This window comes from Bacillus sp. XT-4, from assembly GCF_050864245.1.
Lineage (GTDB): Bacteria > Bacillota > Bacilli > Bacillales > Bacillaceae > Bacillus > Bacillus altitudinis.
Genome location: NZ_JBPAFI010000006.1, coordinates 189,234 through 207,507, shown reverse-complemented (window position 1 = coordinate 207,507; position 18,274 = coordinate 189,234). Strand labels below are relative to the sequence as shown.

Sequence of the window (18,274 nt, the reverse complement as noted above, 5' to 3'; positions counted from 1 at the left end):
ACACGGAAGTTAAGCTCTTCAGCGCCGATGGTAGTTGGGGGTTTCCCCCTGTGAGAGTAGGACGCCGCCAAGCTTTTTGTTTATATCCTTCCAATGGAAGAAGTTACTTTATCCATTCCGCAGTAGCTCAGTGGTAGAGCTATCGGCTGTTAACCGATCGGTCGTAGGTTCGAGTCCTACCTGCGGAGCCATGCTTCCATAGCTCAGTAGGTAGAGCACTTCCATGGTAAGGAAGAGGTCAGCGGTTCGAGCCCGCTTGGAAGCTTTCCTCTAAATATTGTTCTGACAAGGTTTCTCGATGATGAGAAGGCTTTTTTTTATGTCTTTTTTAATTGCTGGGGGACGCAATGGGGACGCATTATCGAATTTGCAATAAGTTTGATATAGCTTCTGCATAACCTAAACGATGATAGACAGATTTGATATTAAACCCAGATATTTTGCCGATTTGATTTATTAGCATAGTAGCATGAGTGTGACGCATATCATGCAAATGAATTTTCTTATATCGTGCTTTTTTGCGAATCGCTCCCACTATTTATTTAAATATAAAAAGGTAGTTGAGAACGTACAATGCTAATTCGTCTAGTTGATGACAGAGCAAGGCATTCCATTGGTCAACGTTGTGCCACATAAAAGATGGAACGGTTCGAAGATAAAAGCAGCTCTTCAAAAAGCATTGAAAAAGTGAAAAAGGTAAAGCCTCTGATCATAGAGAACAGGGGCTTTTTTGATGTTATTTTTCAACGTTCTTTTTTTGAAGTGAATCCTTATCTCAAAATCCTTTTTCTTTTCTCTGTTACTTTATCGAGTGATTCTAGGTATATGAAAAAGTATTGTTTCCACACAATTTTACACTAATTATGTTTCTCCTCCTGAAAATGTAGTTGATAGAATTTCATCTTCCTTTTATGCATTTTAAATGTGTCGAATTTGTGAAATAAACAATTTCCACAAACTAAAATATGTGGTAGGTCTGTCTATAGTAGGTAACACGCTACTCATTGTTATGGTGAGTATTAATAGAAGGAGTTTTCATGATTATTGCCATAACTGGTGTTGCAGATAGTAGTAAAGTTAGAGAGCCAAAAGGTGATCTGCATTATTACTGTACACATGCCTTAGAAATCGGAAATTCTAAGGAAGAGCTTCTCATCTAAATGGACTTTGTAGACAAGCTCGAAAAAAATTACATGGAGGTAATAGGAAATGAGAATTAACCACAATATCGCGGCACTTAACACACTGAACCGTTTATCTGCTAACAACGGTGCGAGCCAAAAGAACATGGAGAAGCTTTCTTCTGGTCTTAAAATCAACCGTGCAGGAGATGACGCAGCAGGTCTTGCAATCTCTGAAAAAATGCGTGGACAAATCCGCGGATTAGAAATGGCTTCAAAAAACGCACAGGACGGTATCTCTCTTATCCAAACAGCTGAGGGGGCATTGACTGAAACTCACTCAATCCTTCAACGTGTTCGTGAACTAGTCGTTCAAGCTGGAAATACTGGTACACAGGATAAAGAGTCTGACCTTCAATCTATCCAAGATGAAATTAAAGCTTTACAAGAAGAAGTAGATGGAATTTCAAATCGTACAGAGTTTAACGGTAAAAAATTATTAGATGGTTCGTTTAAAGGAACCCCAGGAACACCAGCAATTCCGCCGACAGATCCAGATGATCCAGATACAGGTACACCTGCAGTTCCAGCAAGTGGTAATGCTTTAGTGTTCCAAATCGGTGCTAATGCAACTCAACAAATCTCAGTTCATATTGATAAAATGAGTACAGATGCATTGGGAGTGAAAGGTGCTAATGGAATTGTAGCGAATCAAGCGATTAAAGACATCGATGTAAGAAAGTTTGCTGATAATGCAGCAGATGCTACTGACGTTGGTTTTGATACTCAACTAAGTATTGTTGATGCAGCTATTAACCAAGTATCTGCTCAACGTGGAAAACTTGGTGCAGTGCAAAACCGTCTAGAGCACACGATTAACAACTTGGGTGCATCTGCTGAAAACTTAACTGCTGCTGAGTCTCGTATTCGTGACGTTGACATGGCGAAAGAAATGAGTGAGTTCACAAAGAACAACATTCTTTCTCAAGCGTCTCAAGCTATGCTTGCACAAGCGAATCAACAGCCGCAAAATGTACTTCAATTATTACGTTAATCAACCAAAAGCCCCTTTTATATAGGGGCTTTTGTTGTTTGTTTTAAATGTTGGACATGCTCAGTGACAAATAGACAATAGACTCATGAATGGAATAAATCGATTGGTAAGTAAGCCTTGTATCAATTTTCTATACATTCCTTCTTTTTGTGCTTGATTCCTTAGTTCCTTTCTTATATTCTTACTAAAGTGAAGATAATCCTCTCTAACAAAAGACTCTGTACGTTCCTCTTTTTCCCCGAAATTGAATGGTTATTGTTTGTTCCTTTCTGTATCTCCGGGTTTTATTCGCCTTCTTTTTCCTTGTACGGTATGTATATAAAAAGGAGTAGATGGTTTGAAAGATTTATTTGTAAAGCAAGAATGGTTTGGATATGTGCGTCAGGATGTGCTGGCGGGTATTTTAGTGGCTCTGGCTTTAATTCCTGAGGCGATTGCGTTTTCGATTATTGCGGGCGTTGATCCAAAGATTGGGTTGTATGCTTCGTTTTGTATTGCCATTGTCATTTCGTTTGTTGGTGGACGGCCAGGTATGATTTCGGCCGCTACAGGGGCTATGGCTCTGGTTATGGTTAATTTGGTAGCCGATCATGGATTGCAGTACTTGTTTGCGGCTACGATTTTAACAGGCCTGATTCAAATTGTGTTTGGAATGTGTCGTGTTTCTCGTCTGATGAAATTTATTCCGAGGTCTGTGATGGTTGGTTTTGTTAATGCATTGGCAATTATGATCTTCATGGCACAGCTGCCGCATTTCGTTGGGGAATCCATGGCTATGTATGTCATGACAGGTGGAGCATTGTTGATCATTTATGTATTGCCGATGGTCACAAAAGTTATTCCCTCTCCACTTATTGCAATTATTGTGATGACGATGATTGCTGTATTTGGGCATATTGATGTCAGAACGGTTGGAGACATGGGAGAGCTTCCTAGCTCTTTGCCAACTTTTCTTATTCCCAATGTACCGTTTAGCTGGGAAACACTTGCTATCATTTTTCCTTATTCCTTAGCACTTGCGATGGTTGGTTTACTTGAATCTTTATTAACAGCACAAATTGTAGATGATATGACGGAAACGTCTAGTCGTAAAAATAAGGAAGCGAGAGGCCAAGGAATTGCCAATGTGGTGGCAGGATTTTTTGGCGGTATGGCTGGCTGTGCGATGATTGGTCAATCTGTGATTAATACAAAGGCAGGGGGACGAGGCCGGCTTTCTACCTTTGTGGCTGGTGCATTTTTAATGGTATTGATTTTTGTGCTTGGTGATGTGGTTGTTCAAATTCCAATGGCTGCTCTTGTTGCTGTCATGATCATGGTTTCTATTGGTACCTTTGATTGGAGTTCATTCCAGCAGCTGAAAAAGAACCCAAAAACAGATTCTCTTGTGATGCTTGTCACGGTCGTGACGGTGGTGTTCACTCATGATTTATCCAAGGGTGTTTTTGCAGGGGTGCTGCTTAGTGCCGTATTCTTTGTGGCTAAAATATCAAAACTGCATATTACCTCTACAGAAAGCCAAGCTGGTACATGGGTTTACCGAATTAAGGGTCAAATTTTCTTTGCTTCCGTGACTGAATTGATTCAAGCCTTCCATCATGGAAACGACCTGAACACGGTTGTGATTGATTTGTCTGAAGCGCGTATATGGGACGAATCAGGTGTGGCCGCAATTGAACGTGTGAAGGGAAAATATCGTACAGCTGGTGTAGAAGTGGACGTAGTTGGAATGGATACGTCTAGTCAAAAACTGATGAAACAAGTGATCGGATCTTAAAGAGACTGTTCTGTTTGTTACAATAGAACAAGGAAGAAAGTGAAGGATGGAGGTGGCCGGCATGCTTGTCCGTTTGAATCAGGTGCTCGGCCGGATGATGCCGCTCATTACGCCTGTCAGCGTGCTACTTGGTGTATTATTGGCGGCGTATTTAAAAGATTTCACCTTTTTGGTGCCTTGGGTGTTTGCTGTGATGACATTTTCAGGGAGCTTGTCATCTACTTTTTCAGCTTTAAAACATACGGTGATGCATCCATTGCCTTTGATTTTATCGTTTATGATTTTGCATGTGCTGATGCCCCTTTATGCATGGTCGGCGGGGCATTTGATATTTGCAGGTGATGCTATGACGATCACCGGTTTGACGCTTGCGATGGTGATTCCGACAGGTGTGTCTAGTTTAATATGGGCGGCAATGTATAAAGGGAATGTGGGGTTAACGTTATCTATCATATTAATTGATACATTGCTTTCGCCATTGATTGTGCCAGTAAGCTTGTCAATCTTCGTTGGTACACAGGTCCATATGGACATGGCGGCGATCATGAAGGGGCTGTTTGGTATGGTGGTGCTTCCATCTATATTAGGGATGCTCGTTCGTCAGTATGCAAAGCCATCGGTGACAAAAGCAATGAGTCAGACCTTGGCTCCTTTTTCAAAATTAGGCTTGTTTGTTGTCGTATCGATTAACAGTTCTGTTGTCGCCCCATATTTGCGTGAACTGGATGCGGCGTTTTTTAGCAAAGCAGCGACTGTCTTTTTCATTGCGATGAGTGGGTATGCGTTTGCGTGGTTGATTGGAAAGGCGATGAAATGTACCCAAGGAGAAATTGTGGCGATTGTGTATACGGGCGGTATGCGGAACATTAGCGCGGGTGCTGTGCTTGCCATTAGCTTTTTCCCGCCTGCTGTTGCTGTTCCTGTTGTGATTGGCATGCTGTTTCAGCAAGTGCTTGCAGCCTTGTTTGGCTTTTTACTTCATCGTTTCGAGCTGAAAGTACCTGCTGTGACTAAGTCTTTATCATGAAAAAACCTCCATCCTTTAAGGTGGAGGCTTTTTTGCAATTAATAGATGAGGTATTTCTTCCGTTTCTTTTCGAATGTCTTTATGTCATGGTGGTATTGTTTCATGATGTGTTTGATGGAAGTGCCTTTATTGATTTCTTCTTTGATCCAGCTATTCCCGATGAGTTTATCAAAGCTGCCTGTTTGTAGGAATTGAAAGTCATTAGGATACAAGTCATGAATTGCTTTGATGATGGATAGACCTGTTTTGACTGCTTCGAATGATTTTCGGTCTGTGACATAAAGCTGTACCCCGTGAGACAAAGTCCCAGCATGTTTTGAAAAGGTAGGGGTAAATGAGACAGGTCTAAATTGAACGCCTTTTAGTTTTAACCCATTTAAATGGTCTGCTATCTCATTGCTATTGATATATGGAGCGCCAATGAGTTCGAACGGTTTTGTTGTTCCTCTGCCTTCAGAAACGTTTGTGCCTTCGATTAATCCTGTTGCTGGGTAAACAAAGGTACTGTCAACGGTTGGCATGTTAGGTGAAGGGAGGACGAATGGCAGCTTCGTGTCATCGAACGTCATGGATCGTTTCCAATGTTTCATTTTGATCACTTTTACATCAGCGTTGATATGAAACTCTTTGTTAAACATGTATGCAAGTTCTCCAGTCGTCATCCCATGTCTTAATGGGATGGGATAGAGACCTACAAAAGAGGCGTGTTCTGGCTCTAATACAGGTCCTTCTACTTTTAGCCCGCCTATTGGGTTTGGACGATCTAAGACAACAAATGGAATGTTGTTTTCCTTAGCTGCTTCCATTGCATACGCCATCGTGTAAATATAGGTGTAATAACGAGTACCAACGTCTTGAATATCAAATAGCAGGACATCTACATTTTTGAGCATTTCAGGAGTTGGCTTTCTTGTTTTTCCATAAAGAGAGTAAACAGGCAGGCCTGTTTTTTCGTCAGTATACGATTCGACGCCTTCTCCTGCTTGTGCATCACCGCGCACGCCATGTTCAGGCCCATACAAGGCAGTCAGTTTAATATTGGGGTGTTCAAATAGCAGATCGACACTGCTTTTCATGTTTGCATCAATGCCTGTAGGATTCGTAATAAGCCCTACTTTTTTCCCTTTAAGCCAAGAGAGGTTACTTGAGAGTAATGTTTCGATACCTGTTTTGACTGTTGCTTTTTTTCCTTTTGTATCTGTTCGTTCTGAATCTGCGGGGGAGGCGGCGGTCAATGTGCTGATCATGAGAATGCTAGCGAGTATCAAGCTTGCTGTCTTTTTCAAGAGAATCCCTCCTATTTGATCTGTTTTCCTTTTAAATTGAGTCCATAGCCAAATGGGTAAAGGGTTTGATTAGGATGAGTGACTGATGGGATAGCGACGGGTAATTTCCCTTTAGGTGAGGCCGCTCCAAAAATCACTTCTAGTCCCGCAGGAATATTCGGTTGATTGAATTGTCCGTTTGAGTACCCTTTAAAACCGTACACAGCTAGTAAGGCATCGGCTTCTTCAAAATTTGCCGCATCATAAGGGTTTCGGAGACTCATGATGACCAATTTTTTGTTTTGTGCTGCTGCTTCTTTCATGACAGCACGAGGGAAGGCCGTTGCCCATTTTTTCGGATCCTGTACACCGTCATCAATGACGCCATCATTCACAGCCGGGTCATTTTGGACAACGTAAGAGCCGGTAATGACATAGTCAGCATCTTGAATGAGTTTGGCTGTTTCTTTGGAGAAGCTCTTATCTGCAAATGCGTATGATTGGATACGCACAGGTTTGATCTTTTTTTGTTTGATTAGTGATTCAATTGTGACGGACATTGCTTTTGTTTGATCTTCGTACGGTGCCATGAGTACGATTTTGTCATTCTTTTTAGACTTAAAAGGCAAGGTTTTGTCGTTGTTTTTAAGGAGAGTGATTCCTTCACGTGCCATTTTTTGTTCTGCTTTTCGGTGCGACTTTTGACCAACGAGCTGTGTGGCTTTTTTGATTTTCTTCTCAAGGCTTACTGATTTATTGGCGGAAATGATGCCGCGTTTGATCTTTAATTGAAGGATTTTTTCGACAGATTGATTGATCTGAGATATCGGGATTTCTTTTGTGAGAACTGCTCTTTTTAAAGCATTGAACACATTCTCTAGGTTTTTTTCTGTCTTTAAGGACGTGACAGGTGCTGGCATGAGGGCAATGTCGACGCCTGCTTTAATAGCCATTACCACAGCTTCTTCCTGTCCGAAGTTATCTGCAATCGCTTTCATATTGAGGGCGTCTGTTACAACCACTCCTTGAAAGCCCATGTCTTCTTTTAATAAATTTGTGATGACTTTTTTTGATAAGGTCGCTGGAACCATAATGTCCTCGCCATCTTTTTTGCTTTTATACGTTGTGTCATCAATGGCTGGGAATTGAACATGAGCAGTCATGACCATATCTGCCCCTGCGTTGATTGCTTGTTGAAATGGATACAGCTCCACCTTTTTAAGACGATCTAGATCATGTTCGACAAGCGGAAGACCGTAGTGACTATCAACAGCTGTATCACCATGTCCCGGGAAATGCTTTAATGTGGAAATGGTCTTTTCCTTTTGAAGTCCTTTCATGGTTTGCAGACCAAGTCTTGTGACAAGTTCAGGGTCAGAGCTAAAGGAACGGACACCAATGACGGGGTTATTCGGGTTATTATTTACATCAAGAACAGGAGAGAAATTTGTATTGATACCTAGAGCGTTTAATTCTTTGCCGATGATTTTACCAGTGTCATAAGCATTTTTCTTACTTCGAGAGGCACCAATCGACATATTTCCTGGGAAATGTGTTCCCTTTTGTAGTCTTGTGACGATTCCGCCTTCTTGATCAATGGAAATGAGTAAAGGAATGTTGGGTGATGCTTGTTGAAATTCATGTGTGAGTTTGACGGTTTGTTTCGTATCAACGACATTTTCTGCAAATAAGATGACACCGCCTAAATGATATTTCTCTACAAGGTGAGAGACTTCTTTATTCATTTTTGTGAAGCCTGTAGGAGCGGATGCACCTTCTGCTTGCCAATTGCGAAAGTCTGGCATGAGCATTTGGCCAATTTTTTCATCCAAGGACATGTCCTGAACCATTTGTTTGGCAGTTGGGAGAGGGGCGGAGCTCACCTTTTCCGTTGGAATGGAAGAGGTGAGCAGGGCCAAAACGAGTGCAGCGGGGAACAGAGCTTTTAACATCGAATTCCTCCTTTTACTTAAAAGATTCGTAGATTGCGGTCATGATGCTTCCATAAGTACCAGTTGGGAAAAGGTCACCTTCAAATTGATTTGGGTTGACTTCAGGTGAAACGACGGGTGAATGTTTTTTATTTGTCAGCAAGACGACGCCTAGATTGTGTTTTGGATCAATCAAAGTCATCGTTCCGGTCCAGCCTGTGTGTCCATACGCTTCTTTACTTGCGTATTTTCCAAACATCCATTCCATGTCAGTATTGCCGTTTTTCCGCCAGCCTAGCCCGTAAGTTGGGTTCGTGTCTGATGATTCCGTAAAGAGATCGATAGAAGCTTGGTCAAAGATGGTTGTTTTCCCATAGCCTCCTTTATTGAGCATCAGTTGAAGCAGTACGGCCATATCTGATGTATTAGAGAAAAGTCCAGCATGTCCGGAGACACCTGCCATTGAGTAATAGGCTTTCTCATCGTGGACTTCACCTAGCAAGGTATACCTGCGAATGTTTTCAAAATCAATGACGCCGTCGCGTGTATTGCCTAGACGCTCGGTTGCTGCAAAATGCTTTGGCTTGAATCCCTTTTTCAGCGGATTGAACATGGTATGTTTTAGACCAAGCGGTCGATAAATCGTCGACTCTACATATTGATCAAGTGGCATACCGGTTTTTTTCTCAATGATCATGCCTAACAGCATGTAATCAATATCACTATAAATATGCTGAGTGCCTGGCTTGTATTGCAGAGGCACCTTTGGTAGCCATTTCATGGTTGTTTGTCTATCTTGAGAGAAAAAAGAGCCCGCTTGCTCTTTGCTATAAAATAAAACACTGGAAGGCAGTCCGGCAGAATGGGTGAGAAGATCCTTGACTCGAAGCTGATCTTTGCCGGTTACCTTTGCATCTGGTTCATCTTGAAAGTCTGGCAGGATGGTTTGTATTTTTTCATTTACATCTAGTTTTTGTTCATATACTAGCTTTTGCAGGGCATAGTTGGTGGCATACATTTTTGTATTGGATGCCAAATCGAACAGTGTGTTCTTTTTCATTTTCTTATAGAATTTGAGTTCTGTTGCCCCTTTATATTTTTGTCTGTAGCCATAAGCTTTTTGATGGACGACCTGACCATCCTTGATAATGATGAGTGCTGCCCCTGGAAATCCTGCGTTGATATCGTTTTGAATCATGTGATCAACCTTCCTAAGCTGCCTAGAAGAAAAACCTACTTGTTCCGGTCGTTTTGCTTTTTTTAAGACGGGATATTCTTCAGGTGCTGTTTTAGACAAAGACGATACAGGATGGGAGCTAGTTGCAAATGTTTGTACTGGTAACCCAAGGAGCATGAACAGACTTGTGATGATGAGAAAATATTTCTTCAAGAGCTAGACCTCCTATTGCTTATTTTCCTCGAATTCAACAGCCATATCATCATGAAATCCGAATAAGTATGTGAAGATAAATCCAGCGACATATGCAATGAAGAGTCCTATTAAGTAAAGTAGCATTTGATGTGTGTGAACGATAAAGGTTAATGGGAGACCTGATACCCCGATTGCTTTAGTGGCGATTTGGAAATAGGCTTGAAATGCTCCGCCGATTCCAGCGCCTAGACAAGCAGTGAGGAAGGGTCTTCCAAGCGGGAGTGTGACACCGAAAATGAGCGGTTCTCCAATTCCAAGCATTCCTGAAGGAAGTCCGCCTGCAATGGCTCTTTTCAGCTTTTTCTTTTTTGTTTTCATATAAATGGCAAAGGCAGCACCGACCTGTCCTGCGCCTCCCATAGCGAGGATTGGCAGAAGCGGGTCATCTCCAATTGAATTAATCAGTTCCATATGAATAGGTGTTAGGCCTTGGTGAAGTCCAGTGACAACAAGAGGAAGGAAGGTCGCACCAAGAACAAATCCGGCAAAAATACCGCCAATGTTTAATAGATAAGTAAGTCCAGAGGTGATGGCATCAGATATAAATCCGCCGACTGGCATGAAGATAACGTACGTGAAAATGCCTGTAATGAGTAGTGTGATGGTTGGTGTGACGATGATATCGAGTGATTGCGGGACGAAGCGTCTGATCCGGGTTTCAACAAGTGCCATAAAAATAGCTGCAAGAAGAACACCGATAAGTCCGCCTCTACCTGGTAGAATATTAGTGCCAAATAACATAATATCAGCGGCAGCTGGGTTAATGATGAGAATACCTGCTAATGCGCCTAATGCAGGAGAGCCACCAAATTCTTTTGCGGCGTTTGTTCCTACTAATATACCGAGATAAGCAAACAAGCCTGAGCCTATAACGGTTAGGATAATCGCAGCTTGAGATTTTTCATCGAGCCAGCCTGCTTGCACGACCGCTTTTGTAATACCTGTTATAAGACCCGATGCAACGAGTGCTGGAATAATGGGAATGAAAATGCTGGCGATCCGCCGTAAGAACAGTTTGAATGGTGTGCGGTTCTTTTGTGAAATGGCTTGTTTGTTTTTCTGTGCTTCGTTGTTTAAGTCATATGAACCTGAGGCATTGAGCAGCTGTTCAAACGCACTTGATACTTGGTTGACAACACCTGTGCCTAAAATGATTTGCAGTGTTTCCGCTTCGACGACGCCAATGACGCCATCGAGTTCTTTGATCGCGGTGGTTTGCACTTTTTCACGATCAATGGGTGTAATACGGAGACGTGTCATACAATGTGTGTGGGAAGAAATGTTTTCAGAACCACCACAGAGTGAAAGGATGTCTTTCGCCAACTGCTGATATTTCTTTTGATGACTCATGTTGAATCCCCCTTTGTTTTTCGTTTCATGGAGCGGATGGCATGCCTTGTTTTGTCAATATATTGTGCCGTCTGTTCATATTGACGAGAGGCTAAACTGAGGAACAAGACATCGATTAAATAGAGCTGTGCCATTCTAGAGGAAGTGGCAGCACTGCGAAAAGGCGCTTCATTGGAACCGGACGTTGATAGATGAACATCACACAATGCAGAAACGCTTGTATGCCCTGGATGCGTTAAAGCAATGGTTTTTACTTCATTTTCTTTTGCGAGCTGAAGGGCTTGGATGATGTCTAACGTTTCTCCTGAAAAGGATATACCGAACACAATGTCATTCTTTCCAGCATTTGCGATGACCGTAGATGCGATGTGCATGTCAGTGAAGGCAGTGGCTGCATAATTGATTCTGAGAAATTTCTGCTGGGCATCAGCTGCGACGATGCCAGATGCACCCACACCGATAAAATGGATTTGGTTTGCATTCAGCAGCAGTTGAACAGCTTTTTCTAAAGCTTCTACATTTAAAATAGAGGCTGTATCTTTGATCGATTGAATGGTGTTTCCTGCTGTCTTTTGAATAATGGATTGAAGTGGTTCATCTTGTTCGATATCCCGGTAGCCTTGTTTATCAGTGTGCATTAAGTCTCCAGCGATCCGCATTTTCAAATCGTGATAGCCATCCAGCCCGAGAGACTTACAGAGGCGGATGACGGCAGAGCTGCTTGCACCGGCAGCCTGACTGATTTCATGCACTGTGTTTTTAATGACTTTGTCAGGATGGGCAAGGATATAGTCTGCAATGATTTTTTCAGATTGGGGAAGCTTTGATTTCATTGTGTGTAGTAGGGTGAGTCCGCCTGCTGACATGAGTTTCCTCCTTTAAGATTGATGACGTAAGATGGCTTTGTCGATGTGACCATCTGCTTTGTTGAGCAGGTCTTTGGCTGTCTTTTTATCTGTTTTGGTTTGGAGCATGACGATGGCTGTTTTAACTTCTAAATCGGCTGCTTCAAGGGCTTTTACGGCTTGTTCGTAGGAAGCATTGGTCACATGCTGAATGATGGTGATGGCGCGTTCTTTCAGTTTATGATTGCTTACTTTTACATCTACCATCAGGTTTTCATATACTTTGCCTTGTCTGATCATGACAGAGGTGGAAAGCATATTTAAAATCATTTTATGAGCGGATGCGGCTTTCATTCGTGTTGACCCAGTGATGGCTTCTGGTCCTACGACGACTTCAATGGCGCAGTCTGCCAGTTCGCTAATCTCTGCTTGTTCATTGCAGCTGAGGGCTACTGTTTTTGCTCCAATGGTTCTAGCATAGTTTAAAGCGCCAATGATATAGGGGGTTCTACCGCTCGCCGCGATGCCGACAACCGTATCTTTTGATGTCAGGTGGATGTGTTCTAAATCTTTTTGACCAGCTTCTTCACTGTCTTCCACATCTTCTGCTGCATGTGAAAAGGCAGAGTCGCCACCGGCCATGATGCCTACGATGACATCAGGTGAAATGCTATAGGTAGGTGGACATTCGACCGCATCCATTACCCCAATTCTGCCACTTGTTCCAGCGCCTAGATAAATGAGTCTGCCCCCATTCGAGATGGATTCAAAGGCAAAGTCACTTGCTGTCTTTACGTCTGGAAGGACACGGTTGACGGCTTGAGCGACCTTCATATCTTCCTCATTTATCATTTGGAGCATTTCTAGCGGGCTTGCTTGTGAAATTCCCATGGTGTTAGGGTTTCTTGATTCTGTTGTCAAAGAACGCAGTTGAGATGGCTGCATGTGACATACCTCCTTATTTCTTCATTTTCAGTATATTGAGTATGACATGAAATTTCAATATTATATTTAAATACTGAAATTATATTTCAGTCAAAATGTTGTGCTGATGAGGGTTGAATAGTTAGAAAATAAAAAAAATAAAAATCCCCTTTACAAAAGGGGGACAACCTGTATATAATAACTTTTGTCAGCTTCACGGAAACAGTAAACTTGACAAACTGGCCCGTTGGTCAAGCGGTTAAGACACCGCCCTTTCACGGCGGTAACACGGGTTCGAATCCCGTACGGGTCACCATCATGTGGAGGATTAGCTCAGCTGGGAGAGCATCTGCCTTACAAGCAGAGGGTCGGCGGTTCGAGCCCGTCATCCTCCACCATATGCCGGTGTAGCTCAACTGGTAGAGCAACTGACTTGTAATCAGTAGGTTGGGGGTTCAAGTCCTCTTGCCGGCACTGTTTTTCTTTTATCAATTCCATATGTGGAGGGGTAGCGAAGTGGCTAAACGCGGCGGACTGTAAATCCGCTCCCTCCGGGTTCGGCGGTTCGAATCCGCCCCCCTCCACCATTTTTGGGCTATAGCCAAGCGGTAAGGCAACGGACTTTGACTCCGTCATGCGTTGGTTCGAATCCAGCTAGCCCAGTTAAGACACCTTTTTTAAAAAGGTGTCTTTTTTTTATTTTGACGATTGGAATGTATAACTATTCAAAATATTGTTGAGTTGAGTCAGAAGGCACCGAGAAAGTAAAATATAAGCATGAACGGAAAGGGGATGTACATATGGGAGATCAAAAGAAGGTCACGATTGTTGGGGTGCCGATGGATCTCGGTCAAATGAGAAGGGGCGTTGATATGGGGCCGAGTGCCATTCGCTGTGCTGGTGTAAAAGAAAAATTGGAATCGCTTTCATTTGATGTCGAGGATCTAGGGGATATTCCCGTTGAGCAAAGAGATGATGAGAAAGGTCTCTATACAAGTGAAAAACTGAAAAACTTAACGGAGAATGCTGGCGCGAACCAGCTTCTTGCTGAAAAGGTTAGCAGTATTGTGCAGTCAGGTTCGTTTCCGCTGATTTTAGGCGGGGATCATAGCATTGCAATTGGTACACTAGCCGGTGTAGCCAAGCATTATAAAAGTTTGGGTGTCATTTGGTATGATGCGCATGGTGATTTAAATACAGAGGAAACCTCTCCTTCTGGAAATATTCATGGGATGCCACTTGCTGTCAGTCTCGGCTTTGGGCATGATGATCTAATCAATATCGGCGGTTATACACCTAAAGTAAAGCCTGAGAATGTGATCTTGATCGGTGCTCGTTCTTTAGATGAAGGAGAGCGGGCATTGATTAAAGAAAAAGGCATTAAAGTGTATACGATGCATGAAATAGATCGATTAGGGATGACGAGAGTAATGGAGGAAGCCATTGCGTATTTAAAAGAAAGAACAGATGGTGTGCATTTGTCGCTTGATTTAGACGGCCTTGATCCAGCGGAGTGCCCTGGCGTGGGAACGCCGGTTGCTGGCGGCATCAGTTATAGGGAGAGTCATCTAGCAATGGAGCTTTTAGAGGAAGCAGGTATTTTGACTTCTGCTGAGTTTGTTGAGGTGAATCCGGTATTAGATGAGAAAAATAAAACAGCAGAAGCGGCAGTTGCATTAATTGGTTCTTTAATGGGTGAAAAGCTATTATAGAGCGGGACTTGTTCCCGTTCTTTTTTTAATTTTGGGGAAATTTAAGGATATGTTAAGGTTTTTACCGGCTGATAAGCGTAACATGCTGTCAAAAATTTGTTACACTATTTTTTAGAGGAGAATGAAACCTTTTGGAACGAGGTTCGTATACATAAAGACCGGTGAAGGCAGAGGTTGAATATACTATGGAAACAATGATTAAAAAGAGAATTAAGCAAGTGAAAAAAGGCGACCAGAACGCATTTGCAGACATCGTAGACCTGTATAAAGACAAAATTTATCAGCTGTGCTACCGTATGCTTGGGAATGCACATGAAGCAGAAGATATTGCGCAGGAGGCGTTTATTCGTGCCTATGTGAATATTGAGAGCTTTGATGTGAATCGTAAGTTTTCCACGTGGCTGTACCGCATTGCAACCAACCTGACCATCGACCGTATTCGTAAAAAAAAGCCGGATTATTATTTAGATGCAGAGGTGGCAGGGACAGAAGGACTGAATATGTATTCTCAAATTGCGGCTGACGGCATTTTGCCAGAGGACGAGGTGGTGTCGCTTGAATTATCGAGCACCATTCAGCAAAAAATTTTAAGATTACCCGATAAATATCGCTCGGTCATCGTATTAAAGTATATTGATGAACTCTCGTTAAAAGAAATTAGTGAGATTCTGAATATACCAGTTGGTACGGTGAAAACGAGAATACACAGGGGTAGAGAGGCTCTCCGGAAACAGTTGAGAGACCTTTGAGTGAGGTGATTTTGATGAGCTGTCAGGAAAAAATCGTCCTGCTTATGCATCAGTATTTAGACGGGGACATAGAGCCCGAAGATGAAAAAGAATTAAAGAGCCATCTGCAATCGTGTGAGGAATGCCGTACTCATTTTCAACAAATTGAGAAATCCATCGCGCTCGTGCAGAGTACATCTCATATAGAAGCACCATCTGATTTCACTGCAAAGGTGATGGCAGGTCTTCCAAAGGAGAAAAAGCGTGTGTCGATTCAAAGATGGATCAAAGCTCATCCGCTAATGGTCGCCGCTGCCCTCTTTGTCATATTGATGGGAGGCAGTCTGTTTACAAGCTGGAATACGGATCATAATTTCAGTGTGTCAAAGCAGCCGAATCTCGTGGTTGAAAATGATACAGTGACGGTACCTAAAGGGGAAACCGTCAAAGGTGATGTCACTGTGAAAAATGGCAAGCTGATTGTAGAAGGCAAGGTTGATGGAAACGTAACAGTCGTCAATGGAGAACAGCTGACTGCTTCTGCCGGACAAGTCACTGGTCAAATCAATGAAATTAATGAAGTGTTTGATTGGGTTTGGTACAAAATGAAATCTACAGCACAAGATGTGATGCGGGTCATTGGTCCAGAGGAGCAAAAGTAAATCAAACAGTTTGAGAGCAGTCTCTAAGGGGACTGCTCTTTTTCTATTGATGGACAGACTTGAATGCCAGCCAGATATGGCAACTATTTTCCTTGCTGAAACAAAATGTGGTATAATAGCCACGCTATGTACTTACACATAGGCTCTTTTTTTATAAAAAATGAATCGAACGAAGAATAACTGAAAATTCTGGAGGACGAGGAAATGGCTTTAGGGGATATTCCTTTTTTGCAGTACCTCGGTAATGCTGTTGATATTCTCGTTGTTTGGTATGTGATATATAAATTAATGATGGTCATCCGCGGAACAAAAGCGGTTCAGCTTTTAAAGGGAATTGTCGTCATTGTTCTCGTCAGGATGGGGAGTGCGTATCTCGGTCTTAACACACTTCAATGGCTGATGGATCAAGCGATTACGTGGGGGTTCCTTGCGATCATTATTATTTTTCAGCCAGAGCTAAGGAGAGCGCTTGAACAGCTTGGGCGCGGCCGTTTCTTCTCTAGAAGCGGAACACCTGTAGAGGAACAGCAGCAGAAAACGATCGAGGCAATTACAAAAGCAATTAACTATATGGCAAAACGAAGAATAGGCGCGCTGTTAACGATTGAGCGCGATACTGGGATGAATGATTACATAGAGACCGGAATTCCTTTAAATGCAAAGGTGAGTTCTGAGCTGCTGATTAATATCTTCATTCCGAATACACCGCTTCATGACGGCGCTGTGATTATGAAGCGTGATGAGATTGCAGCTGCAGCGTGTTATTTACCGCTGTCTGAAAGTCCTTTTATCTCTAAGGAGCTCGGTACACGTCACCGCGCGGCAGTTGGTATTAGTGAAGTAACGGACAGTTTAACCGTCATCGTCTCCGAGGAGACAGGCGGCATTAGTGTCGCAAGAAATGGTGATCTCCATCGAGAATTGACAGAAGAAGCGCTTGAAGAAATGCTGATTGCTGAGTTTAGTAAGAACAGCAAAGATGCTTCCTCGACCAAATGGTATTGGAGGGGCAAGAAAAATGGATAAGATTTTGAATAATCGCTGGGCCGTTAAGTTTCTTGCATTGGTCTTCGCTTTATTGCTGTATGGTGCAGTTAATTCAGCGCAAGCGCCCACGCCGAAAAAAATCGGTGAATCCTTTTTCCCAACATCGACAACAGACGAAGCAACCTTAACGGACATTCCTGTTAAAGCGTATTATGACGACGAAAAGTATGTAGTCACTGGTGTGCCGCAGACAGTCAATGTCACGATTAAAGGATCAACTAGTGCTGTGAAAACAGCAAGACAAACGAAAAATTTTGAAATTTACGCAGATATGCAAAACCTGACGACAGGTACACATAAAGTCGAATTGAAGGCAAGAGATGTATCGAAAGGAATCACGTTAACGATTAATCCGTCTGTGACGACTGTGACGATACAAGAAAAAACGACAGCTGAATTCCCTGTTGAAACGGAATTTTATAATCAAAATAAAATCAAAGACGGCTATTCACCAGAGCAGCCTATTGTGAATCCGAAAAATGTCACGGTTACTGGCTCAAAAGACGTGATCGACAAAATTTCTGTCATTAAAGCATTTGTGAACTTAGAGGATGTCGATCAGCAAATTGAGAAAGAAGCGAAGCTCACTGTGTATGATAGCAGTGGGAATGAGCTACCAGTCGAAGTGAGTCCGTCTGTGGTAGATATTACGGTCCCGATTACGAGTCCAAGCAAGAAAGTTCCGTTTAAGATTGAGCGGACGGGCAGCTTGCCAGATGGGATTAGTATCTCAAGCATCGAGACAAGCCCAAGTGAGGTGACAGTCTACGGTTCTCAAAAGGTGCTGGATGCACTTGATTTTATTGACGGCGTTCAGCTGGACCTAAGCAAGATTAAAGATGATACAGAGATTGATGCCGACATTCCACTGCCAGATGGTGTGAAAAAGGTATCGCCTGAAACTGTTAAAATCAAAGTGAAGGTTGCAACAGCTGAAGAAAAAAAGATCGATAATGTCCCAATTTCTGTCGTGGGTCTGAGCAAGGATCTTAGCTCTGCATTTGTGAGTCCGTCTTCTGGGCGTCTCACACTAACAGCAAAAGGATCAAAGAGTGCAATTGATAAACTAAAGGCTTCAGATATTGAAGCCTATATCAATGTCGGGGACTTAAACGAAGGAACACATGAGGTCAAAGTACAAGTGAATGGCCCTCAAAATGTGACATGGACATTATCTAGATCGAAGGTCAAAGTGAAACTGACTTCTACTGATACAGAAGATCAGCCGGCTTCTACGAATGATCGGAAAGATCAATCATCCGATGATGATCAGGAAGAGAAGAGTCAAAAGGAATCAACACAAGATAAAGCAAAAAAAGAATCGAGTCAAAGACAGCGGGTCAAAGAAGATAATAAAGAGGACGCAGCGTCCTCTTGAATGGTAAAAAAGGAGCGATTG

15 protein-coding genes, 7 tRNA genes and 1 rRNA gene are annotated in these 18,274 nt (G+C 42.6%); 17 read left to right on the top strand and 6 right to left on the bottom strand.

Annotation, left to right across the window (positions count from 1 at the left end; all coding sequences use genetic code 11):
* The 7 genes from rrf to ACRRMM_RS16280 all read left to right on the top strand — a co-directional run.
* Positions 1–73, top strand: a 5S ribosomal RNA gene (gene rrf, locus ACRRMM_RS16310); the annotation flags it as partial.
* A 43-nt stretch (positions 74–116) separates the two neighbouring features.
* Positions 117–191: transfer RNA gene (locus tag ACRRMM_RS16305), tRNA-Asn, on the top strand.
* A gap of 1 nt (position 192) precedes the next feature.
* Positions 193–265: transfer RNA gene (locus ACRRMM_RS16300), tRNA-Thr, on the top strand.
* 772 nt (positions 266–1,037) lie between these two features.
* On the top strand, positions 1,038–1,160 hold the full coding sequence (locus tag ACRRMM_RS16295) for a hypothetical protein (protein WP_017358868.1): 123 nt from the start codon (positions 1,038–1,040) through the stop codon (positions 1,158–1,160).
* 49 nt (positions 1,161–1,209) lie between these two features.
* A complete protein-coding gene (hag, locus tag ACRRMM_RS16290) occupies positions 1,210–2,175 on the top strand; it encodes a flagellin Hag (protein WP_017358869.1) in 966 nt (321 codons plus the stop codon).
* A 337-nt stretch (positions 2,176–2,512) separates the two neighbouring features.
* The gene (locus tag ACRRMM_RS16285) at positions 2,513–3,952 is read left to right on the top strand and encodes a SulP family inorganic anion transporter (protein WP_056703684.1); all 1,440 of its coding nucleotides are present in this window, start codon (positions 2,513–2,515) and stop codon (positions 3,950–3,952) included.
* A gap of 61 nt (positions 3,953–4,013) precedes the next feature.
* Entirely contained in the window at positions 4,014–4,979 is a 966-nt protein-coding gene (locus ACRRMM_RS16280) for a bile acid:sodium symporter family protein (RefSeq protein ID WP_024719110.1), read from the top strand.
* A gap of 38 nt (positions 4,980–5,017) precedes the next feature.
* On the opposite strand, the gene ACRRMM_RS16275 is transcribed toward ACRRMM_RS16280, so the two are convergent.
* From ACRRMM_RS16275 to murQ, 6 genes are read right to left on the bottom strand one after another with little or no spacing between them, the layout of a single operon-like run.
* Positions 5,018–6,226: an exo-beta-N-acetylmuramidase NamZ family protein gene (locus tag ACRRMM_RS16275; RefSeq protein ID WP_412778916.1), complete on the bottom strand. Its 1,209-nt coding sequence runs from the start codon at positions 6,224–6,226 to the stop codon at positions 5,018–5,020.
* A gap of 50 nt (positions 6,227–6,276) precedes the next feature.
* Positions 6,277–8,196 carry a glycoside hydrolase family 3 protein gene (locus tag ACRRMM_RS16270; RefSeq protein WP_017366473.1) on the bottom strand — a complete coding sequence of 640 codons (1,920 nt, stop codon included), beginning with the start codon at positions 8,194–8,196 and terminating at the stop codon, positions 6,277–6,279.
* A gap of 13 nt (positions 8,197–8,209) precedes the next feature.
* On the bottom strand, positions 8,210–9,565 hold the full coding sequence (pbp4b, locus tag ACRRMM_RS16265) for a penicillin binding protein PBP4B (RefSeq protein WP_017358874.1): 1,356 nt from the start codon (positions 9,563–9,565) through the stop codon (positions 8,210–8,212).
* Positions 9,566–9,577: 12 nt separating this feature from the next.
* Positions 9,578–10,957 (bottom strand): PTS transporter subunit EIIC, encoded by a 1,380-nt coding sequence (locus ACRRMM_RS16260; protein WP_017358875.1) that lies wholly within the window; start codon positions 10,955–10,957, stop codon positions 9,578–9,580.
* Complete coding sequence (locus tag ACRRMM_RS16255; protein ID WP_146271255.1) at positions 10,954–11,823, bottom strand: MurR/RpiR family transcriptional regulator; 870 nt, start codon at positions 11,821–11,823, stop codon at positions 10,954–10,956. The genes ACRRMM_RS16260 and ACRRMM_RS16255 overlap by 4 nt, the downstream gene beginning before the upstream one ends.
* Before the next feature lie 12 nt (positions 11,824–11,835).
* Positions 11,836–12,747 (bottom strand): N-acetylmuramic acid 6-phosphate etherase, encoded by a 912-nt coding sequence (murQ, locus tag ACRRMM_RS16250; protein WP_007498556.1) that lies wholly within the window; start codon positions 12,745–12,747, stop codon positions 11,836–11,838.
* 220 nt (positions 12,748–12,967) lie between these two features.
* Here murQ and ACRRMM_RS16245 point away from each other — a divergent pair.
* The 10 genes from ACRRMM_RS16245 to ACRRMM_RS16200 all read left to right on the top strand — a co-directional run bounded on the left by ACRRMM_RS16245 (position 12,968) and on the right by ACRRMM_RS16200 (position 18,253).
* Positions 12,968–13,042: transfer RNA gene (locus tag ACRRMM_RS16245), tRNA-Glu, on the top strand.
* A gap of 6 nt (positions 13,043–13,048) precedes the next feature.
* Positions 13,049–13,124: transfer RNA gene (locus tag ACRRMM_RS16240), tRNA-Val, on the top strand.
* A 3-nt stretch (positions 13,125–13,127) separates the two neighbouring features.
* Positions 13,128–13,200 (top strand) — tRNA-Thr (locus tag ACRRMM_RS16235).
* Between the two features lie 28 nt (positions 13,201–13,228).
* Positions 13,229–13,313: transfer RNA gene (locus tag ACRRMM_RS16230), tRNA-Tyr, on the top strand.
* 4 nt (positions 13,314–13,317) lie between these two features.
* Positions 13,318–13,389: transfer RNA gene (locus tag ACRRMM_RS16225), tRNA-Gln, on the top strand.
* Positions 13,390–13,526: 137 nt separating this feature from the next.
* The gene (gene rocF / locus ACRRMM_RS16220) at positions 13,527–14,438 is read left to right on the top strand and encodes an arginase (RefSeq protein ID WP_098681036.1); all 912 of its coding nucleotides are present in this window, start codon (positions 13,527–13,529) and stop codon (positions 14,436–14,438) included.
* A 185-nt stretch (positions 14,439–14,623) separates the two neighbouring features.
* The gene (gene sigW, locus ACRRMM_RS16215) at positions 14,624–15,187 is read left to right on the top strand and encodes an RNA polymerase sigma factor SigW (RefSeq protein ID WP_007498553.1); all 564 of its coding nucleotides are present in this window, start codon (positions 14,624–14,626) and stop codon (positions 15,185–15,187) included.
* Positions 15,188–15,201: 14 nt separating this feature from the next.
* The gene (gene rsiW / locus ACRRMM_RS16210) at positions 15,202–15,828 is read left to right on the top strand and encodes an anti-sigma-W factor RsiW (RefSeq protein WP_008344028.1); all 627 of its coding nucleotides are present in this window, start codon (positions 15,202–15,204) and stop codon (positions 15,826–15,828) included.
* Between the two features lie 204 nt (positions 15,829–16,032).
* The gene (gene cdaA / locus ACRRMM_RS16205) at positions 16,033–16,854 is read left to right on the top strand and encodes a diadenylate cyclase CdaA (protein WP_008344027.1); all 822 of its coding nucleotides are present in this window, start codon (positions 16,033–16,035) and stop codon (positions 16,852–16,854) included.
* Positions 16,847–18,253, top strand: coding sequence for a CdaR family protein (locus ACRRMM_RS16200; RefSeq protein WP_035390676.1), 1,407 nt, complete (start codon positions 16,847–16,849; stop codon positions 18,251–18,253). The genes cdaA and ACRRMM_RS16200 overlap by 8 nt, the downstream gene beginning before the upstream one ends.
* Positions 18,254–18,274 lie beyond the last annotated feature (21 nt).